Raw genomic sequence first — 23,381 nt, 5'->3', positions numbered from 1 at the left:
AGATTAATCATTACAGTAGGGTTAATCACTAGTACTTTGTTTTTACAATTTTTTCAAATAAATACTTTCGGGGTTGAGCTTTTTTTTCCCTACTTGTTCTTTCCTTGTTTATTCCATCTATATTAGAATACCGTAAGATTAAAATTTTATCGGAAAAGAATCAACATCTATCTGCTCACAACCATGAACTACAAGTTGAAATGGATGAATTAACGAAAAACAATCTGTCTTTCCAAGAACGTTTATCAGAATATGAAACCGTCATTGAAGACCTTGACACTTTTGCTTTTACCTTCGATTTAACAAAAAACAAATGGTCTATCTTTCCCGATGCCAATAGTAAAGCAGCGCGGGATAATATTCATGAAGGATTGTACTTAATTGAAAAAAATGTCCACCCTAATGATAGGATGCATTTTACAAAGAAAACAAGTCAATGGCTCTCTGGACAGTTTGCGGCCTTTGAATACCGAACTTTACAGCCTAATGGAGAAGTGTATTGGAAAGAATTGCGTCCATATCCGATTATGGATTCTTTTGATGAGGTTGAAAGAATCTCAGGTATTATCATTGACATTTCTGATAGAAAGTTACAGGAAGAGAAGTTAGCTCAAATGGCCTTTTATGATAATTTAACCGAATTACCCAACCGGTTAATGCTAAAAAACCATTTAAAAAAGGTCTTGTCTCGTGCGAAACGGAAAGACCATGATTTTGCCATTATGTTTATAGACTTAGATGGGTTTAAAGATGTAAATGACACGCTTGGACACGATGTAGGAGATGCGCTCCTCAAAGATGTGGCGGTTCGCTTAACCTCTAGTGTTCGAGAGGAAGATCTTGTTTCCCGAATCGGAGGGGATGAGTTTATCATCGTATTTGAGGAAACAAGTAAGGAAGAACTAGAGGTTATCTCATCTCGAATTATTCAAAATATCGGAAACCCTTATTATATCTCTGAAAAGAAGGCCCATGTTACGCCAAGTATTGGCATCGCCTTATTCCCTGAGCATGGAGATGAGATAGACTCCTTAGTGGATCATGCGGACAAGGCCATGTATGCTGCGAAAAGCAATGGAAAGAGCAATTATCAATTTTACAGTCCTGAATTGATGTTTGAGCATTCCCAGAGAGAATCCTTAATTGTTAAGTTTAGAAAAATCTTTCAGAAATAAAAGGTGTTAGCTTGAATCAGTCAAGCTAACACCTTTTTTATATACTCTTTTCCATACAGCCTATCAACCGTTGTTCAATATCCACTGCCATCTCTTTCAATTCTTGATTCTCAATCATACTCATAAGAGCAGTTGGCTTGGGCATCCCAATTTTTGTTGAACCATCTTCTTTATAAACTACCATTTTACAAGGAAGGAAATACCCTACCAGCTTGTTCTCCTTTATTACCCGCTCAGCTTCCTTCGGATTGCAAACCTCTAGGACCAAAAATTCCTCATCTAAGTTAAAACCTTTTTCCTCTAGTTTCTCTTTGATGTTGAACGTCCATAGTACCCCAAAACCTTCTTCTTTTAAGTTTGTTTCTAAAGATTGAATAGCCTGATCCACTGACTTGTTCGTTTCTAATGTAAAATGAAATTCCAAGAAAACTCACCCTCTCTTTTGCTTTACTTCCTTACTATTTCCCATTCGTCATCATCCTATTGTGTCTAGTTATTGTGACAATTTAGTGAAAACATGGACAAAGTAACGTTTCAATAGAGTAAATGACCTTGCCTACATTATACCCCTAATGGTATAAACAAGTAAAGGGATATACCCTATAAGGTATTGGAGGGGGATGAAAATGAGTAGTGAAGTATCAAGAAGAGAGTTCCTGAAAAGATCGGGAGGAGCACTTACAGTAGGAACAGTGATTCTATCCGGAACGGATAAGGCCTTGGCAATCAGTAATCTAAGCGAAGAAAAGGGAACGATGATTGACTTAACAATCTGTGATGGCTGCTCTGCAAAAGATACTCCTGAATGTGTATTAGCTTGCCGGACAAAAAATGCTGACAAATTTCCTAAGGTAAATAAAAGTGAGTTAAAGCCTTATTGGCCTCAAAAGAATTTCGAAGATTGGTCTGACCAACAGGATAACACCAATCGTTTGACTCCATATAATTGGACATTCATCGATCATGTAACTGTTGAACATGAAGGAAAGGAAGAAGAAGTATTTGTTCCGAGAAGATGTATGCATTGTGAAAATCCAACTTGTGCAGGGCTTTGTCCGTTCTCAGCCATTAAAAAGGACAATAACGGTGCGGTTGTTATAAATGAAAATCAGTGTATGGGCGGTGCAAAGTGCCGTGATGTATGTCCTTGGGATATCCCACAAAGACAAGCTGGTGTCGGTATTTATATGAACTTAGCACCAGATTACTTAGGTGGAGGAGTAATGTTTAAATGTGATTTCTGTGCAGACCTTCTTGCAGAGGGGAAACAACCTGCCTGCGTAACTGCTTGTCCAAGAGGTGCAATCTCATTTGGTAAAAAACAGGAAATGAGAGAGCTTTCATATAAAAGAGCAGCTGAAATTTCTGGCCACGTGTATGGGGATAAAGAAAATGGCGGAACAGCTACTTTCTATGTGTCTAAGGTACCCTTTGAAAAGATTGATGCAGCGATAAAGCAAAGCAAACAGGAAAAAGGTGATATAAAGCCTGGGCGTCCAACTATGGGGGCGAAAGCCGAGAATAAACTAGATACTTTAAGTGGAATGGCTCTAAGTGCTGCAATTGCACCTGTTGCTGGTATCGCAGCAGCCGGATTTGCCGCTTATAATAAACTGAAAGGACCAAAAAAGACTCATGAACAAGAAAAAACAGAATAAGGTTTATCGGCAAAGCTTATCCAACCGCCTAGTCCACTGGGGTACAGCCATTTCCATTTTTGCCTTGATCATCAGTGGTTTTGGTCAAATGCCTATGTATAAACGATATAATATCGTGAAACTCCCCGGTGCTGAATGGCTAGGGGAATATTCATTGACTCTTGTCATGCATTACATCGCGGCCATCGTCCTCATTTTTGTTGTGTTCTATCATATTTTTGTTCACACCTTCCAAAAACAATTTGATGCCGTACCAAAACGTGGAGATGGGAAAGAATCGATTAAAATTATCAAGGCTATGCTTACAAAGGGAGAAGAGCCACCAAGTGAAAAATACCTTGCTGAGCAAAGACTTGCTTATGCAGCACTCGGTCTTACCATTCTTGCTTTAGTTCTAACTGGAATGGTGAAAGTAGCAAAAAACGTGGCATTTATTGCTATCTCCCACCCCATTGTTTACTGGTCAACCGCTATCCATAATGCTGCAACATTTGTCCTTATATTCCTAATCATTGCACACTTGGCGGCTTTTGGAATAAAGGCAAATCGCAAGCTATTACCTGGTATGTTTCATGGGTATGTTGATAGGGATTACGCTAAGCATCGTCACCCATTATGGTATAAGAAGTTAAAGGACGAAGACAAACCAATGTAAACAGCCAAAATAAAAAGGCATTAGAGGGGCTTAATAGCCCTCCTATGCCTTTTTTTAGTTACGATTTGCTATTCTTTTAAGCCCATTTCTTGCTCAACGACAGCAACGATTCGGTTAACATAATCTCTGCATTGATCCTCTGTTGGTGCCTCAGCCATTACTCTGACTAAAGGTTCTGTACCTGATGGACGGACGAGGATACGGCCATTGCCGTTCATTTCTTCCTCTACCTGCTTGATGACCTCGCTTACCTTCTCATTGTCTGTCACATGATGTTTATCTACAACCCTAACATTCACTAGAACCTGTGGGAATTTTTTCATTTCAGCCGCAAGCTCAGACAATCTCTTTTCGGTCAATTTCATAATATTAACTAATTGTAAGCCGGTGAGTAGGCCATCCCCAGTAGTATTATAATCAAGGAATATAATATGTCCTGATTGTTCCCCACCAAGATTATAGCCATTTCGCTTCATTTCTTCGACTACATAACGATCTCCAACCGCTGTCGGAACACTCTTAATTCCTTTTGATTCCAATGCTTTATAAAAGCCCAAGTTGCTCATCACTGTTGAAACAACTGTATTCTGCTTCAAACGATTTTTTTCATTCAAATACTTTGCGCAGATATACATGATTTGGTCTCCATCAACTACTTGTCCATTTTCGTCAATCGCGATGAGTCGATCCCCATCCCCATCGAATGCAAGTCCCACATCTGCTCCCTTTTCTTTCACATACGCAGCAAGTCCTTCTGGATGAGTAGAACCTACTCCATCATTAATGTTGAGACCATTTGGAGATGCTCCCATCGTGGAAATATCTGCGTCTAAATCAGCGAACAAATGCATGGCTAATGAAGATGTTGCACCATGAGCACAATCTAAAGCTACATGAATACCAGAGAATTCTTCATCAACTGTTTGCTTTAAATATTGTAAGTATTTTTGTCCACCTTCAAAGTAATCATTTACTTGTCCTAGGTTAGCACCAACCGGGCGGGGCAGCTGATCTTCTTCGAGGTCCATTAAACCTTCTATTTCTAATTCTTGTTCATCTGATAGCTTAAAGCCATCAGGTCCAAAAAATTTAATTCCATTATCTGCAACTGGATTATGAGAAGCGGAAATCATCACTCCTGCCTGGGCACCCAGAGCTTTCGTCAGGTAAGAGACCCCAGGGGTAGAAATGACACCCAGTCGCATAACTTCAGCGCCAATGGATAGGAGGCCCGCTACTAATGCGCCTTCCAGCATATGGCCAGAAATCCGCGTATCACGACCAATTAATACTTTTGGTCTTTCCTTATCCTTCGTTAGAACATATCCTCCAAATCTACCTAGTTTAAAAGCTAACTCAGGAGTTAGTTCACTATTTGCCACTCCGCGTACTCCATCAGTACCGAAATATTTTCCCATTCTATTAATCGCTCCTTATTTAACGGCCGTACTTTCAATCCAGCCTTCTTCTCTATATCATTTGTGTTTTAGAAATAGAAATAGTCATTTTAAGTTTCTTTTTTAGTGATTGAGATATTTGCCTTTTGCGATGCTAACTTCCAACTAATTTCATCTGGTGCTGAAACCTGGATATCCACACTATGCTCTCCTTCGACAAGACCCGATATATCAATAAGCAATTCAAAATTGGAAGGCTCTAAAGACTCTACCACCCCTGTTTGTCCACTAGCCTGAAGGCTAGTCCGACCATTGACCGGATTGATAAATTGTATCTCTTGGTCCTCAGTCTGTCCCGAAACATTTATTGGGATATCAGAAATCGTTACCTCCTCCTGCCTTTTCACCTTAATCGTGAGTTTAGCTGTCTGTGGAGAGACCTCAACGACACCATTTGAAATAATAACTGGGAGAGTTACCTCTGAGTCTTCTGTAATATTACTAATATCCACTTCAACCCTGACTTTTTTCACTTCTGCTAATATATCAGGCTTTGCTGTTATTGTAGCTTCCTCTACATCCAAAGTCATTGAATCGATTGTTACTCCTTCAGGCGGATTTCCTTTAGGAATAATATCTATGGGTACTTTTTTGCTTGACCGTTCTACAGGAATTGTTACCTCAACCACTCTAGGGTCCACAGTCACATCAAGCTTATTCATGTCCTTGTCCAATACCAAGACTTCAGCTCCCTTGGCTATGGCTTCCCGGGTTTTCTCCCCAACATTGACATTGGCTTTAACATAACTAATTCTATCCACTACATCTTTCGCCCCAGTTATCTTTACTTTCTCTGGTTTTATGCTTGCAGCCCCTGATATAAATCCATCCGCAATCATCGCTGAATTAAATTCAGCATCTACTTGATACTCTTTCGTTACACGCTCCTGAATAGAAACGGTGATGTTAGAAGGATCGATTGTCACGGTCAACCGTTCAGATATATCTCGAATATTAATTTGAATTTGGTGTTCGCCCATTTCTAGTTCAGTTAAATCCACATAAACTTCAAAATCCCTTAATGCCTTTGCCTGTTGTACGATATTTCTTGGACCTTGGATGGTCACATCAACGGTTTCTGGAATCCCTGTAACAACAAGATTTTCCGAGTCATAGTAACTTTTTACTGGTACTTCAGAAATCAATTCTGTATTTTCATTTGATGGTACATTTATATTTCCCGGTTTGTCCGGGTCTGTTTTTGGAACGGATGCAAACAATAAAAAGGCTAAAAGAAGGGCAACACCCCTTAGGAACCATGGGTTATCCAACCATTTATCCATCCTTCTTCACCCTCCAATTCCACCGGGTTGGAGTCGCACTATTCGTCCTCGAAAACGACATTAATTCATTCTGTAGTAGCTCGGTTAAACGCTCCATACTTACATCCCGATATAACTCCGCATTTTTTGTAAGAGAAATATTTCCTGTCTCCTCAGAGACAATGACTGTAACACTATCGGTCACCTCACTGATTCCGAGTGCTGCCCGATGTCTAGTTCCTAGTTCCTTAGAAATAAAAGGACTTTCCGATAAGGGTAAATAACAAGCAGCTGCAGCTACATGCCCCTTTTGAATGACGACCGCTCCGTCATGAAGTGGGGTATTGGGTATAAAGATATTGATAAGCAATTCAGAAGATATCTTTGAATCAAGCTGAATACCAGTTTCAATATAATCCCCCATTCCGGTTTCTCTTTCGATGGAAATTAGGGCACCTATTCTTCGTTTGGCCATGTAATCTGTTGCCTTAATAATGGCCTCCACCATTTTCCCTTCGTTCTCTTCCTCGTTAGCAGCTGACCTTGAAAACAGACGACCTCTTCCTAATTGTTCAAGCGCACGCCTAAATTCTGGCTGAAAGATAATAATGATCGCGAGAAAACCCCAAGTGATTGCTTGTTCCATTATCCATCCTAGTGTGTTTAACCCAAACACGTCACTGGTGAATTTAATAATCAGAATGACAAAAATCCCTTTTAATAATTGCACTGCTTTCGTTCCACGTATATATCCCATCGCCTTATATATGACAAACCAAACAAGGAGAATGTCAACAATATTGGCTAGATATTTTACTAAATCATAATCAGCAAATGACATTGCCTTTCCTCCAAAAGTTTAGTTAGAACACGATGTACAGTTTTCTGAATGTATCCAGATTATTTGTAACTTTACTATTATATCACATTGGATGATACTTTTATGAATACTGTGTTTGAAGCCAAATAGAAAAGCGCAAGCGCCCTGTTCAGCGGCGTATGGCCTGGAGCGCTCCAACTGAGATAAGTTTTTTCTAAGGGCTTCAGCCCTTAGAAAAATCAATCGGGTTCTTACGGGCAGTTGAGAAGCTACTGCCCGTAAGAACGCAACAAAGGAAACACGAAGAGCCGGAGGCGCATTCGTGCTTGACGCAATCGTTGCGGCGGTAAAAATCCAAAAGCCGATTTTTACTAGGTAAAAATCCAAAAGCCGATTTTTACTCGGAGGGCGAAGGACACTAGCGACTAGGGGGGCTGGAGCTGGACCGTTTTCTAAGTTAAAAATTTTATACTTCCTTATCTTTCGAAAAAGAAAGCCACTCATATTGGAGTGACTGCTCACTATCATCATTTAGGTTTAATGTTTTTTTAGCTGTCGTTTTTAAATGATACCAAATCCATTCGAAAAGTGCATCCACTTCCCTAATTTCTCCGGTAACTCGCCCAGCGGATGCCAAGTACTTCTCTCCATTAATGACTGTTACATCCCCTTGGACCTCACCCTCAATTTGCACTTTACCATTGCGAACAACAATGTCTCCTGTAATCACTTCTCCTTCAGGGACAATTACCGTATTGTTCTCAACAACTAAATTCGGTTGCTTGGAAAACGAAAACTGCTCGTCTTGATTCCAACTCGTAAAGAGACTCCCAGCCATAAGCAATATAAACAATGAAGCAGCGGAGAGCAAAGGATGATTTCTCAACCAACGACTCACTTCAATCTTTTTATTCTCCTTAGGAAGATTTGCCATAATTCCCGATGTAAAATCATCTGGCGCTTTAATATGCGCGGTACTTTGGACAAAGGCAATCGCCTTTTTCAATTCCTTAAAATGTTGCTCACAAGCCGGACAGGTCCGCAAGTGTTCCATAAGTTCCTTTTCATTTTCCTCGGATATATCTTCATCTAAAAAATCATGCATATATGCAAAATATTTTTCCGGACAACTCACTTTCCTTCACCTCAGCTTTAAAGATTTTTTAATCGCTGCCTTAGGTTCTCCCGTCCCCTGTGCATTCGGGTTTTCACAGTCCCTAATGGTAAATCTAGAATTTCACTAATTTCATTTAAAGAGAGCTCTTCGATGTATTTTAATACGATAACTGCTCTATACTTTTCTGGAAGATTCGATATTTCTCTTTGCACTACTTCCTGAAGCTCTAAACGAGCTAATTGATCTTCAGGCATATCTGTATCCGAAGCTATTTGAGAATACATCGTCAATCCTTCTGTTCCTGGTACCTCCGCGTCGAGAAAGTAATCAGGTTTTTTCTTTCTAATTCGGTCGATGCATAAATTAGTCGCAATTCTATAGATCCATGAAGAAAACTTCTTACTTTGGTTAAATCCGTGAATATTTATATAAGCACGAATAAAAGCTTCTTGTGCAACATCTTCAGCCTCATGACGGTTCCCTAGCATCCTGTAACAGAGTTGAAAAATTTTATCCTTATATAGCTCAACAATTTCCCCGTATGCATTCTGGTCACCTTTTAAAACTTGTTTAATCCGCGAATTAACGATTGTTTCCATACTAAACCTCCGCTCTACTACCTGCGGCTATCCTATTTACGAACTGATAGCTAAAAAGGTTTCACTTTAAGAAACCTCAATATGTAACATTCTAACAAATTTTTGATTCTTTTGTTTAAAAAGACTTGAAAAGGATATAAAAATAATATACCAGTGAAAAGTGGTGAAGATAAATGAACGTATCTATCTTAAAGAGGGATATTGAACATTGCCGAGAAGAAATGGTGCAGTTAGCTATAAAAACCTCAATGTCTGACCAGCGTGTAATTGAAACAAGTAAACGTCTAGACCATCTATTAAATCTGTATTCTAAAGTATCTACCAAATGCTCTTAAATAGTGAGAAGGAATGCAGTAGTTGAAGCCAACTACTGCATTCCTTTTTTTATAAGCCTCTTCCGATAAGCTAAAATTATTCATAAAAAAACGTCATAAATTCAAGGATTTATGACGTAGTAATAGTATGTAATTGGTGGAGCCTAGCGGGATCGAACCGCTGACCTCCTGCGTGCAAAGCAGGCGCTCTCCCAGCTGAGCTAAGGCCCCCTAAACTAAAATGGAGCGGAAGACGGGATTCGAACCCGCGACCCCAACCTTGGCAAGGTTGTATTCTACCACTGAACTACTTCCGCTTTATAAAGGTGTTAACCTCGATAATTTAGTTAGATAAAACCATTTTAATTTGTGTTTAAAGTGAGCCATGAAGGACTCGAACCTTCGACCCTCTGATTAAAAGTCAGATGCTCTACCAACTGAGCTAATGGCTCAAAGAAATGGCTGGGCTAGCAGGATTCGAACCTACGAATGACGGAGTCAAAGTCCGTTGCCTTACCGCTTGGCTATAGCCCAAAAACAAAATAAAAAGGACATTATAATCTTGTCCAGTTTTGCTTAAAACTATAATGGTGGAGGGGGACGGATTCGAACCGCCGAACCCGAAGGAGCGGATTTACAGTCCGCCGCGTTTAGCCACTTCGCTACCCCTCCAAAGAGTGCCGGCCAGAGGACTTGAACCCCCAACCTACTGATTACAAGTCAGTTGCTCTACCAATTGAGCTAGGCCGGCATTATGAAAAACTAATACACTATTGTGTAAAAAATATGGTGGAGGATGACGGGATCGAACCGCCGACCCTCTGCTTGTAAGGCAGATGCTCTCCCAGCTGAGCTAATCCTCCGAAAATAAAATTATTTGTTTTAACTTGTTTAATAATAAGGTAAGTTATTTTCTCTATCGAGAAAATACTATGGTGACCCCTACGGGATTCGAACCCGTGTTACCGCCGTGAAAGGGCGGTGTCTTAACCGCTTGACCAAGGGGCCGATAAAAATTTTATACGAGAGCTTCCAAGCGGGCTCGAACCGCTGACCTCTTCCTTACCATGGAAGTGCTCTACCTACTGAGCTATGGAAGCATAGCTTGGTTATTATAAAATTAAAAGAAATGGCTCCGCAGGTAGGACTCGAACCTACGACCGTTCGGTTAACAGCCGAATGCTCTACCAACTGAGCTACTGCGGAACAGTGTTATTAGAAATAACGCCTGGCAACGTCCTACTCTCACAGGGGGAAACCCCCAACTACCATCGGCGCTGAGAAGCTTAACTTCCGTGTTCGGCATGGGAACGGGTGTGACCTTCTCGCTATCGCCACCAGACTATTTGTAAAAGACAATTATTATTATAATATCTTTTTCAGATTTTGCAAGAGAAATTTTTCATTCCCTCAAAACTAGATAATGTGTAAGAAGTAAAGGTAAAACGATTTGTATCAATAATTGGTTAAGTCCTCGATCGATTAGTATCAGTCAGCTCCACACGTCACCGCGCTTCCACCTCTGACCTATCAACCTGATCATCTTTCAGGGATCTTACTAGCTTGACGCTATGGGAAATCTCATCTTGAGGGGGGCTTCATGCTTAGATGCTTTCAGCACTTATCCCGTCCGCACATAGCTACCCAGCGATGCCTTTGGCAAGACAACTGGTACACCAGCGGTGCGTCCATCCCGGTCCTCTCGTACTAAGGACAGCTCCTCTCAAATTTCCTGCGCCCACGACGGATAGGGACCGAACTGTCTCACGACGTTCTGAACCCAGCTCGCGTACCGCTTTAATGGGCGAACAGCCCAACCCTTGGGACCGACTACAGCCCCAGGATGCGATGAGCCGACATCGAGGTGCCAAACCTCCCCGTCGATGTGGACTCTTGGGGGAGATAAGCCTGTTATCCCCGGGGTAGCTTTTATCCGTTGAGCGATGGCCCTTCCATGCGGAACCACCGGATCACTAAGCCCGACTTTCGTCCCTGCTCGACTTGTAGGTCTCGCAGTCAAGCTCCCTTGTGCCTTTACACTCTGCGAATGATTTCCAACCATTCTGAGGGAACCTTTGGGCGCCTCCGTTACATTTTAGGAGGCGACCGCCCCAGTCAAACTGCCCACCTGACACTGTCTCCCACCCCGATCAGGGGTGCGGGTTAGAATTTCAATACAGCCAGGGTAGTATCCCACCGACGCCTCCACCGAAGCTGGCGCTCCGGCTTCCAAGGCTCCTACCTATCCTGTACAAGCTGTACCAAAATTCAATATCAGGCTGCAGTAAAGCTCCACGGGGTCTTTCCGTCCTGTCGCGGGTAACCTGCATCTTCACAGGTACTATAATTTCACCGAGTCTCTCGTTGAGACAGTGCCCAGATCGTTACGCCTTTCGTGCGGGTCGGAACTTACCCGACAAGGAATTTCGCTACCTTAGGACCGTTATAGTTACGGCCGCCGTTTACTGGGGCTTCGATTCAAAGCTTCGCGTGAGCTAACCTCTCCTCTTAACCTTCCAGCACCGGGCAGGCGTCAGCCCCTATACTTCGCCTTGCGGCTTCGCAGAGACCTGTGTTTTTGCTAAACAGTCGCCTGGGCCTATTCACTGCGGCTTTTCAAGGCTTTAACACCCTAAAAAGCACCCCTTCTCCCGAAGTTACGGGGTCATTTTGCCGAGTTCCTTAACGAGAGTTCTCTCGCTCACCTTAGGATTCTCTCCTCGCCTACCTGTGTCGGTTTGCGGTACGGGCACCTTTTATCTCGCTAGAGGCTTTTCTTGGCAGTGTGGAATCAGGAACTTCGGTACTATATTTCCCTCGCTATCACAGCTCAGCCTTCACGGTAACGGGATTTGCCTCGTTACCAGCCTAACTGCTTAGACGCACATATCCAGCAGTGCGCTTACCCTATCCTCCTGCGTCCCCCCATTGCTCAAACGATAAAGAGGTGGTACAGGAATATCAACCTGTTGTCCATCGCCTACGCCTTTCGGCCTCGGCTTAGGTCCCGACTAACCCTGAGAGGACGAGCCTTCCTCAGGAAACCTTAGGCATACGGTGGATGGGATTCTCACCCATCTTTCGCTACTCATACCGGCATTCTCACTTCTAAGCGCTCCACCAGTCCTTACGGTCTAGCTTCAACGCCCTTAGAACGCTCTCCTACCGCGGACATCGTAAGATGTCCACCCACAGCTTCGGTGATACGTTTAGCCCCGGTACATTTTCGGCGCAGAGTCACTCGACCAGTGAGCTATTACGCACTCTTTAAATGGTGGCTGCTTCTAAGCCAACATCCTGGTTGTCTAAGCAACTCCACATCCTTTTCCACTTAACGTATACTTTGGGACCTTAGCTGGTGGTCTGGGCTGTTTCCCTCTTGACTACGGATCTTATCACTCGCAGTCTGACTCCCACGGATAAGTCATTGGCATTCGGAGTTTGTCTGAATTCGGTAACCCGATGAGGGCCCCTAGTCCAAACAGTGCTCTACCTCCAAGACTCTCACTTCGTGAGGCTAGCCCTAAAGCTATTTCGGAGAGAACCAGCTATCTCCAGGTTCGATTGGAATTTCTCCGCTACCCACACCTCATCCCCGCACTTTTCAACGTGCGTGGGTTCGGGCCTCCAGTAGGTGTTACCCTACCTTCACCCTGGACATGGGTAGATCACCTGGTTTCGGGTCTACAACCACATACTTATTCGCCCTATTCAGACTCGCTTTCGCTGCGGCTCCGTCTTCTCGACTTAACCTTGCATGTAATCGTAACTCGCCGGTTCATTCTACAAAAGGCACGCCATCACTCATTAATGAGCTCTGACTACTTGTAGGCACACGGTTTCAGGATCTCTTTCACTCCCCTTCCGGGGTGCTTTTCACCTTTCCCTCACGGTACTGGTTCACTATCGGTCACTAGGGAGTATTTAGCCTTGGGAGATGGTCCTCCCAGCTTCCGACGGGATTTCACGTGTCCCGCCGTACTCAGGATCCACTCAGGAGGGAACGAAGTTTCAACTACAGGGTTTTTACCTTCTTTGACGGGCCTTTCCAGACCACTTCATTTACCCCGTTCCTTTGTAACTCCATGTTGAGTGTCCTACAACCCCAGAAGGCAAGCCTTCTGGTTTGGGCTAATCCCGTTTCGCTCGCCGCTACTCAGGGAATCGCATTTGCTTTCTCTTCCTCCGGGTACTTAGATGTTTCAGTTCCCCGGGTCTGCCTTCAATACCCTATGGATTCAGGTAAAGATACTGTTCCATTACGAACAGTGGGTTTCCCCATTCGGAAATCTCCGGATCAAAGCTTACTTACAGCTCCCCGAAGCATATCGGTGTTAGTCCCGTCCTTCATCGGCTCCTAGTGCCAAGGCATCCACCGTGCGCCCTTTCTAACTTAACCTATGGACGAATTTATTCGTCTCTATAAGACAATCATGTCTTTGGTTTCTCTTTTTATTAAAAGAGAGAAAAATTAAAAAAGCGATACAAATGTGTGTTTTACTTTTGCCTTCTTACTTACGATTATCTAGTTTTCAAGGAACAAATTAAAAAGCTTTGAGAGAATTGCACTCTCAAAACTAAACAAACAAGCTAATCAACAGTGCAAATTTTTAAATTTGCTTAGTACGAACCGAAAGTTCGCATTCCGAATGCCCTTACGGCATTATCCTTAGAAAGGAGGTGATCCAGCCGCACCTTCCGATACGGCTACCTTGTTACGACTTCACCCCAATCATCTGTCCCACCTTAGGCGGCTGGCCCCTAAAAGGTTACCCCACCGACTTCGGGTGTTACAAACTCTCGTGGTGTGACGGGCGGTGTGTACAAGGCCCGGGAACGTATTCACCGCGGCATGCTGATCCGCGATTACTAGCGATTCCGGCTTCATGCAGGCGAGTTGCAGCCTGCAATCCGAACTGAGAATAGATTTATGGGATTTGCTTGACCTCGCGGCTTCGCTGCCCTTTGTTCTATCCATTGTAGCACGTGTGTAGCCCAGGTCATAAGGGGCATGATGATTTGACGTCATCCCCACCTTCCTCCGGTTTGTCACCGGCAGTCTCCTTAGAGTGCCCAACTGAATGCTGGCAACTAAGGACAAGGGTTGCGCTCGTTGCGGGACTTAACCCAACATCTCACGACACGAGCTGACGACAACCATGCACCACCTGTCACTCTGTCCCCCGAAGGGGAACGCTCTGTCTCCAGAGTTGTCAGAGGATGTCAAGACCTGGTAAGGTTCTTCGCGTTGCTTCGAATTAAACCACATGCTCCACCGCTTGTGCGGGCCCCCGTCAATTCCTTTGAGTTTCAGCCTTGCGGCCGTACTCCCCAGGCGGAGTGCTTAATGCGTTTGCTGCAGCACTAAAGGGCGGAAACCCTCTAACACTTAGCACTCATCGTTTACGGCGTGGACTACCAGGGTATCTAATCCTGTTCGCTCCCCACGCTTTCGCGCCTCAGCGTCAGTTACAGACCAGAGAGTCGCCTTCGCCACTGGTGTTCCTCCACATCTCTACGCATTTCACCGCTACACGTGGAATTCCACTCTCCTCTTCTGCACTCAAGTCCCCCAGTTTCCAATGACCCTCCACGGTTGAGCCGTGGGCTTTCACATCAGACTTAAAGGACCGCCTGCGCGCGCTTTACGCCCAATAATTCCGGACAACGCTTGCCACCTACGTATTACCGCGGCTGCTGGCACGTAGTTAGCCGTGGCTTTCTGGTTAGGTACCGTCAAGGTACCGGCAGTTACTCCGGTACTTGTTCTTCCCTAACAACAGAGCTTTACGACCCGAAGGCCTTCATCGCTCACGCGGCGTTGCTCCGTCAGACTTTCGTCCATTGCGGAAGATTCCCTACTGCTGCCTCCCGTAGGAGTCTGGGCCGTGTCTCAGTCCCAGTGTGGCCGATCACCCTCTCAGGTCGGCTACGCATCGTGGCCTTGGTGAGCCGTTACCTCACCAACTAGCTAATGCGCCGCGGGCCCATCTGTAAGTGACAGCCGAAACCGTCTTTCAGCATTCCCTCATGAGAGGAAATGAATTATCCGGTATTAGCCCCGGTTTCCCGGAGTTATCCCAGTCTTACAGGCAGGTTGCCCACGTGTTACTCACCCGTCCGCCGCTAATCTTTGGGAGCAAGCTCCCTCAGATTCGCTCGACTTGCATGTATTAGGCACGCCGCCAGCGTTCGTCCTGAGCCAGGATCAAACTCTCCAATAAAGAGTGAGTGATTAGCTCATAAAATAAAACGTTGGCTCATGAACTTCTATAATAGAAGACATGATAAATATTGTTTGTTGACGCTTGTTTGTTTAGTTTTCAAAGAACATCTTCGCCCAAAAGCGACTTTTAAAATTTAACACAAGATTAAATTTAAGTCAATAACTTTTTTCGTTATTGTCGTTGCCTAGCAGCGACGTTTATTAATATAACAGCTAATAAAAAAGATGTCAACGGTTTTTACCCTTTTTTTAATTTTAATAGGATTTCCTAGAAGCCTTTTTGTCTGAAGACATATATTTCATACATTCTGCTGGCGAAGCTACTCTTTTAAATAGAGAAAATAGTATTTTGTATCGTTCCTTCATTGACCTCTTTACTACGTGATCAATACGCTCATCCTTTAAATCAAATAATATTTCATCCATTTCCCTTTTTATTAGATACTCTAATTCTTTACTTTCCTTTTGGTTAATTATAAATCCAAGCATAACAACACTCCTATTCAAGTTGTTAGTGATTGTATCTTTTCCCTCTAGTCGCTTTATAATTCACAAATTTTATACATATCCTCCCGATTTCCTCATAAAAATTAGACAAGGAGTCCATGGACGAGGTGAATAATAATGAAATTCTTTTTTGTGTTGAATGGAAAATCGATTAAACAAGCATTAGTCATTCTCATCGCTGCTTTTTTTACCGCTTGGTTTTTTTATGTTGAAAGCATAGCCCAGGTCCCTGTTTTCTCAACTGAAGATGGACCAAAGGCAATCTACAAAGGGGAAAAGGATGTTGCACTGACCTTTAATATTGGCTGGGGAGATGAAAAAGCAGAGCCTATCCTAGATACCTTGAAAAAGGAGAATATCCCTGCCGCAACCTTTTTTCTCTCAGGAGCGTGGGCTGAGAGGCATCCTGATTTAGTTAGCCGAATTGTCAAGGAAGGTTATGAGATTGGAATCCTCGGGTATGATTATAAGGATTACACAGAGATTGAAGAGTCGAAAATTAGGCAGGATCTGTCACGAGCAAAAGAGGCGTTTAAAAAGTTAAATGTTGAAGATATCGAGTTGATGAGAGCACCTACTGGGCATTTTGATAAACGAACATTGAATATAGCTGACAAAATGGGCTATACCGTCGTTCATTGGAGTCTAGATTCAAAAGATTGGACAAATCCAGGTGTAGAAGCCATTGTTGAAAATATTAAAAAGACTAAAAAAGGTGATATCGTCCTTTTACACGCATCAGATTCAGCTAAACAAACAGCTGCAGCACTCCCTGCGATACTGAGTGAAATTAAAAACAAAAATCTAAAAATGGTTACTGTTTCTGAGATGATTGCAAACGGACAGACTAAATCATCAGAGGTAAAATAAATAAAAAACAATCTTATCGCATTAGGTTAAATAAAAAACCGTCCATTAAGCATTGGACGGTTTCTGTGTAGTTTTCTTTTTAGAATTCGCTCTTCTTTGTATGTTTTCACGTTCTTGAAGTGATTTTTCATTTAACCTAGGAAGCATTAAAAGTTGGTAGGCATTGCATACTAATAATGGAAAAACCATTAAGTAAACCCAACTTTCCTCATTTACTCTCAAGACTGGAACCCATTCTATTACAGTTACAACAATCATGAAAAATAAGGCCGGAATAAACGCCGTCTTATTTGTCTGCCTCGATTTTAAATAGGCTACTAAAGATCCCGCTATTAAAACTAGTAACGCTAAACCGATATAAGGAAGGAGACTTTCGTTCTCTCCCGCAAATACTTCATATCTAAGGTAGACTAAATCAAATAGCACAACAGCAATCAAAACTAATTGGACCGCATTCCAAAGTTTATTGGATTTAAAAATCCCAAGCCCAAACCTGTGTAAGGTAAGATAAGCAAAAAAGCCTGCCTGACTTAAAAGGCTAAAAATAAGACCGACACCAAAGAGCCAAAATAGGATAGCAAGTATTTCGACGATGTTAAAATCAATAAAAAATGGTGCAAACTCATCCCAGCGCACAATAAAACCAGTTATACCTGTCGTAATGCCGCCAATTAGTAAGGTGGAAATAAATAATTTTACCCAGTTCCTACTTGTCACTATATTTTCCCCCAATAATAAAATTCACTCCTTGATTGTACCAATCAGCACTAGAAAAATCTAGGTTTAGACCACTAGCCTGTATAATATTTAAAGAACAATCCATTATAAAGGTAAGGTTGTCTTTTGCGAAAGGGGAATGAATATGTTTAAAGCCATTAAGTTCCTAATCCCAGCATTATTCTTAGGTTTCATTTCCGGTTGTGCACCTATGGAAACCAGCGGGGAGGAAATGGATTACGATGCTACTAAGAAAATGGTTGTCGATATCTTAAAAACAGATGATGGTAAAAAAGCAATACAAGAAATGATGAAGGAAGAGGAAATGCAACAGAACCTCATTATGGAACAATCAGTGGTTTCCGATACAATTGAAAAAACACTCGTTTCTGAAAAGGGAACCGAGTTTTGGAAGACCGCCTTTGAGGATCCTAAATTTGCAGAAGCTTATGCAAAAAGCATGCAGAAAGAACATGAGAAATTAATTAAAAATCTGATGAAGGACCCTGAGTATCGAACCATGATGATTGAGCTCTTAAAGGACCCTGAGTTGGAAAAAGAAATGCTCACCTTGCTAAAAAGCAGTGAGTATCGTCAACAAATGCAAACTGTAATCACTGAGACTTTCGAAAGCCCACTATTTAAGGCTAAAATACAGGAAATCATTGTGACCGCAGCAGATGATATAAGCAAACAACAAGAAAAGAAAAAAGAAGAGGAGTAAATAGAAAAGCGGAAGCGCCTTGTTCAGGGGCGACAGGCATAAGACGAACCAGCTAGAAGGTTGTTCTTTAACCTTCTTGACGGGTTGGCTTATGACCCGAGCCCCTAGGCGCAGGAGCTGGACAATAGAAAAGCGGAAGCGCTCTGGTCAGCGGCGTATGGCCTGGAGAGCGATAAATCAGTTCAAAAAAGCCTTTCCACAAGGAAAGGCTTCTTTTTCATGATTATTTTTCTAGATCACTTACAACTTGCTTAGCAATATCAAGGTAAAGTGAGCCTATTTTATGGTCTTCCTGGTAAATGGAAGGAGCAAAATCTTCTGTATTCCAATCAGGTTGTCCAAGTGGTAGCTTTCCTAATACCTTCGTACTAAGTTCATCCGCTAGTTTGTCACCGCCACCTTGACCAAATACGTATTCCTTTTCACCTGTTACCTTACTTTCAAAATAGGACATATTCTCGATGACTCCGAGAAGCTCATGATCTGTACGTAATGCCATCGCCCCTGCACGAGCTGCTACAAATGCTGCGGTAGGGTGTGGAGTTGTGACAATAATTTCTTTACATGCAGGAAGCATTGAGTGCAAATCTAAAGCTACGTCCCCTGTACCAGGAGGTAAGTCTAATAGCAAGTAGTCTAGCTCGCCCCACTCTACTTCATTAAAGAAGCTATTGAGCATCTTTCCTAGCATTGGTCCACGCCAAATGATTGGGGCATTATCTTCAACAAAGAACCCCATTGAAATGACTTTAACACCAAAGCGATCTACAGGAATGATTTTCTCGCCACGAACGACAGGTCGTTGAGTAATTCCCATCATATCAGGAACACTGAATCCATAGATATCGGCGTCAACTAGTCCTACTTTTTTTCCTAAACGAGCAAGCGATACCGCTAAATTAACAGAAACTGTTGATTTACCTACGCCACCCTTACCGCTTGCAATGGCAATAAAGGTTGTCTTACTTGCTGGAGAAAGAAGTCCTTCCTCGTTGCTATTGCTATCACTTTCTGAACGATACTTCGCCAGAACCTCTTGTGGTAGTTCAATAAATCTTAGACCAACTGTAGCAGCGCCCGCTTCCTTTAAAAGATTGACGATTTGGGTCTGTAGTTGCAATTGCTCGGCAGTACCTGTTTTGGTAAGAGCAATTTTAACACTAACGTGGTTCTTTTCTTCTTTAATTTTTACTTCTTCAATCGCATTTAATTCACCAAGCGTTTTATGTAAAAAAGGTTCATTTAATCCACCTATAAGTTCTCTTACCTGTGTATCCGTTACCATAAAGTAAACCCTCCTAGTCTTGTAGTGTCTCAATTATCAGTATAACATAATGTCATTGTTGCAAGATGTTATTCCAATCACACATTGAAACCGTTTTCCATTATCTTAACGCATTCTGTCTAGTTTGGCTATGTTTTGAATCGGGATAAGCAGCCTTAAGATAGTAGCTGGACATTTCTCTAAGTCAAAACTTATATACTTTTTTATCTCATAAAAAAGAAGGAGATTGCTCTCCTTCACTTAAATATTTTCCGCTCATTTGTATAATATCTCATAATTCCTTGATAAATGGAGGCTGCAACTTGTTCCTGATATTCATCCTGCCTCAACATTTCCCTTTCTGTTGGGTTTGAAAGAAATCCTATCTCAACAAGAACACCAGGGACTTCTGAGTTTTTTAATATATAGATACTGTTCGATGTTTTTGCTTCTCGATTTGTATTTTCTAAATTTCGGCGAAGTTCTTCTTGAATAAACTTTGCCCCTCGTTTACTCTCTTTAAATTGACCCGAATAAAAGGTTTGAGCACCCTTCCATTTTGAAGAAGGAATAGCATTCAGGTGTATGCTCGCAAAAAAGTCAGCTTCAGAGTGATTAATTAACTCGAGCCTTCTTTTTAAATCCTGTACCTTTCTGCGGCTGTACCCTTTTAGCTCCTTATCGGCTAAATCAATATCGGTCTCCCGTGTCATGACAACAAGGGCACCCTGTTGCTGTAAATAGTCACGAAGCTTAAGACTGACGCTTAATGAAATATCCTTTTCAATCGCCTCTCCTTGAACCGCCCCAGGGTCTGGACCACCATGGCCAGGATCTAGAACAATTATTTGACCGGAAAGAGGTAAGTTCTGCATCTTCCATGCATCGTCTTCTTCAAAATCGTATTGCAGGATTATAAATAACGACATAAGTCCAATTACATAAAGCAATACTCGAAACTTCTTCATTAGGCACTAACCATCCTTCCACTCACTCGTCCCATTTTTTAAAAATATATGGGACAGGAAGGCTGTTTAGAACCCCGTATTAGTGCATTTTTAGCTTATGTCGCTTCTCTCCTTTTTGGAAACCTTCTCTCCACCAGCCATCGACATACTGTTCACACATGTAATAAAGGGATTCACCAGCAATACCCTCATCACCATTCCCCCAGAATAGGAAAAAGTTATATAAGGTGTCAACAAGATGTTTTTCCTCTTCACGGCATCGATTACGAGCCATCTCAAGTGATTCACCAAAGTAGCCAAAGCGACTGTATCTCCCTCCAAGCAAGTAGGCCTCGATTGCAACATCATAACAAGCTTCTTCAATACCAGAGTTCATAAGGAGGCCTGATGCAAGGCGGGATGAACCAAAACAGCCCTTCACACTCTCACGTAATCTCTGAATGGATAACTCACGCAACAACGAGCGCTCATATTTGATTTGCTTTTCACGCTTTTTCTCATTAAAAGTCGTTACTACATTCAATGGATACTCACCTCTTGCCACTAGTGTGATACCAGCATGTCCGAAGAATACAGACTTCACTTGGTATTCCATTTCCAAATTTAAAATAAAAATCCATAAATAGTGTTATCAAAACGACATTAATGTCGTTATAATAAAGATAAATAAACGACACTAATGTCATTATAATGCTATCGAGTGGGAAATTGTTTCGTTAAAAGGAGGAGTTGGGCTTAATGAAAAACGAATTAATGAGGAACAAAGGATATATCACACTTATGGTTGCTCAAGCTATATCTAGTATCGGGGACTGGCTAAGTATGATCGCGGTTATTACCCTGGTAGGTATAAAGTGGCATGCTTCACCAATGGAAATTTCCTTCATCATATTATGTTTGGCCATTCCTATGGCCTTATTTGGACCGTTTACTGGAACACTCGCAGACCGGTTTAACCGTAAAGGATTAATGATTTTATCGGACTTGGTACGGGCAGGACTGATTCTTATTTTGGCTGTAGCTGACACCATCTGGATTGTGTATATCTGCTTGTTTACAATTGGAGTATTTTCTTCGTTCTTTGTTCCTGCAAAAAATGCAAAATTAAAAGAGTTGGTCCCTCAAGATGATATGAAAAGTGCCATGGCGATAACCTCAATGATCGACTCCAGCACCAAAATTCTCGGTCCCTTATTAAGTGGAGCCCTCGTTACTATGTTTGGGGCAAAGACAGTCTTTTTTATTGACTCACTTACGTTTATCGCTTCAGCGTGCTTAATCATGATGTTACCGAAGGCGATGCAGTCGATTCCCTTAGCTACGGACAGTATTAATGAAACACAGCCTTCCTTTAAAACTGAAATGATTTTAGGGTTTACTTTTATTAAATCCAAGCTGCATTTGCTAGTAGGTATGGTTTTTCTAGGAGTTAGCCTTTTAATTCTACAACTTTCCGATTCGCAAATTATCGTCTTACTTAGGGAGCTTCCTTCAGTATCTCCAGACCTCTTCGGTTATATCGTGACAGCCTCAGGTATAGGCATGCTTGGGTCCGGTATGTTGTTAGCAAAAAAGACTGATTATCAAGCCTATACTTTGATGTTGACTGGAGTTTGTGGTATTGGGCTAAGCTTTGGTCTGATGGCTGTTTTCACACATTTTGAATTAGGGTATAGCATCCTTTGGGGACCCGTTTTAGGATTTCTAGCTGGCTTCACAGCGACTTTCGTATTTGTCCCCTTTCAAACAGCCGTTCAACTCGATACCCCTGTTCATTTGACTGGGAGAGTATTTGGGGTTATTAATAGTGTAACGACCACTGCAACGATTATCGGACCTTTATTAGGCGGATACCTTGCAACGGTATTAGGAGTTGTGCCGACCTTTATTATTACAGCATCACTTTTAATAGTAGGGGCAGTAATCGGGTATCTAGCTAAAAACAAAATTAATCGGGGGAATCAAGATGTCTCCAAAAGTCAGCAAGGAACACCTAGAACAACGACGAGCTAAAATAGTAGAAGCGGCAACAAAAGTCTTTATCGAACATGGTTACGAACGGACTACCATGAAACATGTAATGGATGCAGCAGAGGTTAGCAGAGGAGGTTTGTATCAATACTTCTCTAATAAAGAGGATTTATTTGAAGCAATCTTAGCTGAAAAATTATCTAGTCAGGTATTGGAAACGGACGAATTACTAAAGGATACAGTGGAATCTCACTGGGTCTTACTTTTAACAAGACTATTTGGTGAGGGCCAAGAACCGGACGATAAAATGGATCCGTTGGCTGCTAGTAACTTAGAGTTTTTTATCACTGGACGGAATAATCCGCGAAGAAGGAGTTATGCCCAGGAACGATATTCATACGCACTTAAGCTTTATGCTAACATTATTAAAGCCGGCCAACAAAGCGGAGAGTTTAGTACCAAATACAGTAGTGAGATGATTGCACGATCAATAATAGCCTTCATAGATGGCCTCGCACTAGATAACGCCATTCTTCCAAAAGAAGATATAAAGCTGAAAGAACAATCTATCTTGTTTGTTGAATATTTAAGGTTGGCGCTTGAGGTGAGGGATTAGAGATATCGTATGTGATTCATGGGTGGATTTCATGGAGCACTTTTTTCTTCTTACGGACCCTTTTTGGCTCCATGAACCTTTCATGAAGCACTTTTTTCCTCTACTTCACTCTTTTTGGGCTTCATGAACGTTTCATAGACCACTTTTTTCCTCTACTTCACTCTTTTTGGGCTTCATGAACCTTTCATCGAGCACTTTTTATTCACTACTCTTTTCTTGGACACGCTGGACTTTCCACCGTTACCTTTTATAGCCTCTCCACCTCTTTTCGGGCACGCTGGATTATCCACCGTTACCTTTTCCAACCTCTCCACCTCTTTTCGGGCACGCTGGATTCCCCACCGTTACCTTTACTGCCTCTCCACCCCTTTTGCGCCCACGCTAGACCTTCCACCGTTACCTCTCATCCGATATCCCATGATCTCAGGGAAATCAGGTACACAACTCCATTCCACGTATTC

At 42.3% G+C, this 23,381-nt stretch carries 19 protein-coding genes, 10 tRNA genes and 3 rRNA genes; 8 read left to right on the top strand and 24 right to left on the bottom strand.

Annotated elements, in window-relative coordinates:
- The first annotated feature begins 104 nt into the window (after positions 1–104).
- On the top strand, positions 105–1,175 hold the full coding sequence (locus LG336_RS01010) for a diguanylate cyclase domain-containing protein (protein WP_404330744.1): 1,071 nt from the start codon (positions 105–107) through the stop codon (positions 1,173–1,175).
- 37 nt (positions 1,176–1,212) lie between these two features.
- On the opposite strand, the gene LG336_RS01005 is transcribed toward LG336_RS01010, so the two are convergent.
- On the bottom strand, positions 1,213–1,599 hold the full coding sequence (locus tag LG336_RS01005) for a DUF302 domain-containing protein (protein ID WP_404330743.1): 387 nt from the start codon (positions 1,597–1,599) through the stop codon (positions 1,213–1,215).
- 202 nt (positions 1,600–1,801) lie between these two features.
- Here LG336_RS01005 and LG336_RS01000 point away from each other — a divergent pair, with 202 nt between their 5' ends.
- Positions 1,802–2,833: a 4Fe-4S dicluster domain-containing protein gene (locus tag LG336_RS01000; protein ID WP_404330742.1), complete on the top strand. Its 1,032-nt coding sequence runs from the start codon at positions 1,802–1,804 to the stop codon at positions 2,831–2,833.
- On the top strand, positions 2,811–3,488 hold the full coding sequence (locus LG336_RS00995) for a formate dehydrogenase subunit gamma (protein ID WP_404330741.1): 678 nt from the start codon (positions 2,811–2,813) through the stop codon (positions 3,486–3,488). The genes LG336_RS01000 and LG336_RS00995 overlap by 23 nt, the downstream gene beginning before the upstream one ends.
- A 68-nt stretch (positions 3,489–3,556) precedes the next feature.
- On the opposite strand, the gene glmM is transcribed toward LG336_RS00995, so the two are convergent.
- The 5 genes from glmM to sigW form a co-directional block, all read right to left on the bottom strand.
- Positions 3,557–4,906 (bottom strand): phosphoglucosamine mutase, encoded by a 1,350-nt coding sequence (gene glmM, locus LG336_RS00990; RefSeq protein ID WP_404330739.1) that lies wholly within the window; start codon positions 4,904–4,906, stop codon positions 3,557–3,559.
- An 89-nt stretch (positions 4,907–4,995) separates the two neighbouring features.
- Positions 4,996–6,228, bottom strand: coding sequence for a YbbR-like domain-containing protein (locus LG336_RS00985; protein WP_404330738.1), 1,233 nt, complete (start codon positions 6,226–6,228; stop codon positions 4,996–4,998).
- Positions 6,221–7,048, bottom strand: a complete 828-nt coding sequence (gene cdaA, locus LG336_RS00980) for a diadenylate cyclase CdaA (RefSeq protein WP_404330737.1) — start codon at positions 7,046–7,048, stop codon at positions 6,221–6,223. Before cdaA ends, LG336_RS00985 begins: the two co-directional genes overlap by 8 nt.
- Before the next feature lie 445 nt (positions 7,049–7,493).
- Positions 7,494–8,162, bottom strand: a complete 669-nt coding sequence (locus tag LG336_RS00975) for a zf-HC2 domain-containing protein (protein WP_404330736.1) — start codon at positions 8,160–8,162, stop codon at positions 7,494–7,496.
- A 17-nt stretch (positions 8,163–8,179) separates the two neighbouring features.
- On the bottom strand, positions 8,180–8,743 hold the full coding sequence (gene sigW, locus LG336_RS00970) for an RNA polymerase sigma factor SigW (protein WP_404330735.1): 564 nt from the start codon (positions 8,741–8,743) through the stop codon (positions 8,180–8,182).
- 173 nt (positions 8,744–8,916) lie between these two features.
- Here sigW and LG336_RS00965 point away from each other — a divergent pair, with 173 nt between their 5' ends.
- Positions 8,917–9,078 (top strand): aspartyl-phosphate phosphatase Spo0E family protein, encoded by a 162-nt coding sequence (locus tag LG336_RS00965; protein WP_404330734.1) that lies wholly within the window; start codon positions 8,917–8,919, stop codon positions 9,076–9,078.
- 134 nt (positions 9,079–9,212) lie between these two features.
- Here the strand turns inward: LG336_RS00965 and LG336_RS00960 are convergent.
- The 14 genes from LG336_RS00960 to LG336_RS00895 all read right to left on the bottom strand — a co-directional run bounded on the left by LG336_RS00960 (position 9,213) and on the right by LG336_RS00895 (position 15,772).
- Positions 9,213–9,288: transfer RNA gene (locus LG336_RS00960), tRNA-Ala, on the bottom strand.
- Between the two features lie 11 nt (positions 9,289–9,299).
- Positions 9,300–9,374, bottom strand: a tRNA-Gly gene (locus LG336_RS00955).
- 62 nt (positions 9,375–9,436) lie between these two features.
- Positions 9,437–9,509, bottom strand: a tRNA-Lys gene (locus tag LG336_RS00950).
- Positions 9,510–9,516: 7 nt separating this feature from the next.
- A tRNA-Gln gene (locus tag LG336_RS00945) sits at positions 9,517–9,591 on the bottom strand.
- Positions 9,592–9,645: 54 nt separating this feature from the next.
- A tRNA-Tyr gene (locus LG336_RS00940) sits at positions 9,646–9,729 on the bottom strand.
- 6 nt (positions 9,730–9,735) lie between these two features.
- Positions 9,736–9,808: transfer RNA gene (locus LG336_RS00935), tRNA-Thr, on the bottom strand.
- A gap of 36 nt (positions 9,809–9,844) precedes the next feature.
- Positions 9,845–9,920, bottom strand: a tRNA-Val gene (locus LG336_RS00930).
- Positions 9,921–9,990: 70 nt separating this feature from the next.
- Positions 9,991–10,065, bottom strand: a tRNA-Glu gene (locus LG336_RS00925).
- A gap of 19 nt (positions 10,066–10,084) precedes the next feature.
- Positions 10,085–10,157: transfer RNA gene (locus LG336_RS00920), tRNA-Thr, on the bottom strand.
- 30 nt (positions 10,158–10,187) lie between these two features.
- Positions 10,188–10,263 (bottom strand) — tRNA-Asn (locus LG336_RS00915).
- A gap of 20 nt (positions 10,264–10,283) precedes the next feature.
- Positions 10,284–10,399 (bottom strand): 5S ribosomal RNA (gene rrf / locus LG336_RS00910).
- A 120-nt stretch (positions 10,400–10,519) separates the two neighbouring features.
- Positions 10,520–13,456: ribosomal RNA gene (locus LG336_RS00905) — 23S ribosomal RNA — on the bottom strand.
- A gap of 274 nt (positions 13,457–13,730) precedes the next feature.
- Positions 13,731–15,281, bottom strand: a 16S ribosomal RNA gene (locus tag LG336_RS00900).
- Together the 16S, 23S and 5S rRNA genes with 10 tRNA genes alongside form the textbook arrangement of a ribosomal RNA operon.
- Before the next feature lie 257 nt (positions 15,282–15,538).
- Positions 15,539–15,772 (bottom strand): hypothetical protein, encoded by a 234-nt coding sequence (locus LG336_RS00895; RefSeq protein ID WP_404330733.1) that lies wholly within the window; start codon positions 15,770–15,772, stop codon positions 15,539–15,541.
- A 135-nt stretch (positions 15,773–15,907) separates the two neighbouring features.
- On the opposite strand from LG336_RS00895, the gene pdaB reads away from it, so the two are divergent.
- A complete protein-coding gene (pdaB, locus tag LG336_RS00890; protein WP_404330732.1) occupies positions 15,908–16,660 on the top strand; it encodes a polysaccharide deacetylase family sporulation protein PdaB in 753 nt (250 codons plus the stop codon).
- Positions 16,661–16,705: 45 nt separating this feature from the next.
- On the opposite strand, the gene LG336_RS00885 is transcribed toward pdaB, so the two are convergent.
- Positions 16,706–17,377, bottom strand: a complete 672-nt coding sequence (locus tag LG336_RS00885) for a KinB-signaling pathway activation protein (protein WP_404330731.1) — start codon at positions 17,375–17,377, stop codon at positions 16,706–16,708.
- Between the two features lie 145 nt (positions 17,378–17,522).
- Here LG336_RS00885 and gerD point away from each other — a divergent pair, with 145 nt between their 5' ends.
- Positions 17,523–18,101, top strand: coding sequence for a spore germination lipoprotein GerD (gene gerD, locus LG336_RS00880; RefSeq protein ID WP_404330730.1), 579 nt, complete (start codon positions 17,523–17,525; stop codon positions 18,099–18,101).
- 223 nt (positions 18,102–18,324) lie between these two features.
- On the opposite strand, the gene LG336_RS00875 is transcribed toward gerD, so the two are convergent.
- The 3 genes from LG336_RS00875 to LG336_RS00865 all read right to left on the bottom strand — a co-directional run bounded on the left by LG336_RS00875 (position 18,325) and on the right by LG336_RS00865 (position 20,856).
- Entirely contained in the window at positions 18,325–19,386 is a 1,062-nt protein-coding gene (locus tag LG336_RS00875) for a P-loop NTPase (protein WP_404330729.1), read from the bottom strand.
- Between the two features lie 236 nt (positions 19,387–19,622).
- Positions 19,623–20,333, bottom strand: coding sequence for an N-acetylmuramoyl-L-alanine amidase CwlD (gene cwlD / locus LG336_RS00870; RefSeq protein ID WP_404330728.1), 711 nt, complete (start codon positions 20,331–20,333; stop codon positions 19,623–19,625).
- A 79-nt stretch (positions 20,334–20,412) separates the two neighbouring features.
- Positions 20,413–20,856: a YbaK family protein gene (locus LG336_RS00865; protein ID WP_404330727.1), complete on the bottom strand. Its 444-nt coding sequence runs from the start codon at positions 20,854–20,856 to the stop codon at positions 20,413–20,415.
- Between the two features lie 215 nt (positions 20,857–21,071).
- Here LG336_RS00865 and LG336_RS00860 point away from each other — a divergent pair, with 215 nt between their 5' ends.
- Both LG336_RS00860 and LG336_RS00855 read left to right on the top strand, forming a co-directional pair.
- The gene (locus LG336_RS00860) at positions 21,072–22,346 is read left to right on the top strand and encodes an MFS transporter (RefSeq protein WP_404330726.1); all 1,275 of its coding nucleotides are present in this window, start codon (positions 21,072–21,074) and stop codon (positions 22,344–22,346) included.
- A complete protein-coding gene (locus LG336_RS00855) occupies positions 22,300–22,920 on the top strand; it encodes a TetR/AcrR family transcriptional regulator (RefSeq protein ID WP_404330725.1) in 621 nt (206 codons plus the stop codon). The genes LG336_RS00860 and LG336_RS00855 overlap by 47 nt, the downstream gene beginning before the upstream one ends.
- Positions 22,921–23,381 lie beyond the last annotated feature (461 nt).

The sequence above is a fragment of the Mesobacillus maritimus genome (genome assembly GCF_044803185.1).
Classification (GTDB): Bacteria; Bacillota; Bacilli; order Bacillales; family Cytobacillaceae; genus Mesobacillus_B; species Mesobacillus_B maritimus_B.
This window is presented reverse-complemented; position numbering and strand designations above follow the sequence as displayed.

Bases quoted from the DNA above. Each gene is read 5' to 3' on its own strand.
- LG336_RS01000 (WP_404330742.1), top strand. From the start codon at position 1,802: ATGAGTAGTGAAGTATCAAGAAGAGAGTTCCTGAAAAGATCGGGAGGA.
- LG336_RS00995 (WP_404330741.1), top strand. From the start codon at position 2,811: ATGAACAAGAAAAAACAGAATAAGGTTTATCGGCAAAGCTTATCCAAC.
- glmM (WP_404330739.1), bottom strand. From the start codon at position 4,906: ATGGGAAAATATTTCGGTACTGATGGAGTACGCGGAGTGGCAAATAGT.
- LG336_RS00985 (WP_404330738.1), bottom strand. From the start codon at position 6,228: ATGGATAAATGGTTGGATAACCCATGGTTCCTAAGGGGTGTTGCCCTT.
- cdaA (WP_404330737.1), bottom strand. From the start codon at position 7,048: ATGTCATTTGCTGATTATGATTTAGTAAAATATCTAGCCAATATTGTT.
- sigW (WP_404330735.1), bottom strand. From the start codon at position 8,743: ATGGAAACAATCGTTAATTCGCGGATTAAACAAGTTTTAAAAGGTGAC.
- LG336_RS00965 (WP_404330734.1), top strand. From the start codon at position 8,917: ATGAACGTATCTATCTTAAAGAGGGATATTGAACATTGCCGAGAAGAA.
- LG336_RS00895 (WP_404330733.1), bottom strand. From the start codon at position 15,772: ATGCTTGGATTTATAATTAACCAAAAGGAAAGTAAAGAATTAGAGTAT.
- pdaB (WP_404330732.1), top strand. From the start codon at position 15,908: ATGAAATTCTTTTTTGTGTTGAATGGAAAATCGATTAAACAAGCATTA.
- gerD (WP_404330730.1), top strand. From the start codon at position 17,523: ATGTTTAAAGCCATTAAGTTCCTAATCCCAGCATTATTCTTAGGTTTC.
- LG336_RS00875 (WP_404330729.1), bottom strand. From the start codon at position 19,386: ATGGTAACGGATACACAGGTAAGAGAACTTATAGGTGGATTAAATGAA.
- cwlD (WP_404330728.1), bottom strand. From the start codon at position 20,333: ATGAAGAAGTTTCGAGTATTGCTTTATGTAATTGGACTTATGTCGTTA.
- LG336_RS00860 (WP_404330726.1), top strand. From the start codon at position 21,072: ATGAAAAACGAATTAATGAGGAACAAAGGATATATCACACTTATGGTT.
- LG336_RS00855 (WP_404330725.1), top strand. From the start codon at position 22,300: ATGTCTCCAAAAGTCAGCAAGGAACACCTAGAACAACGACGAGCTAAA.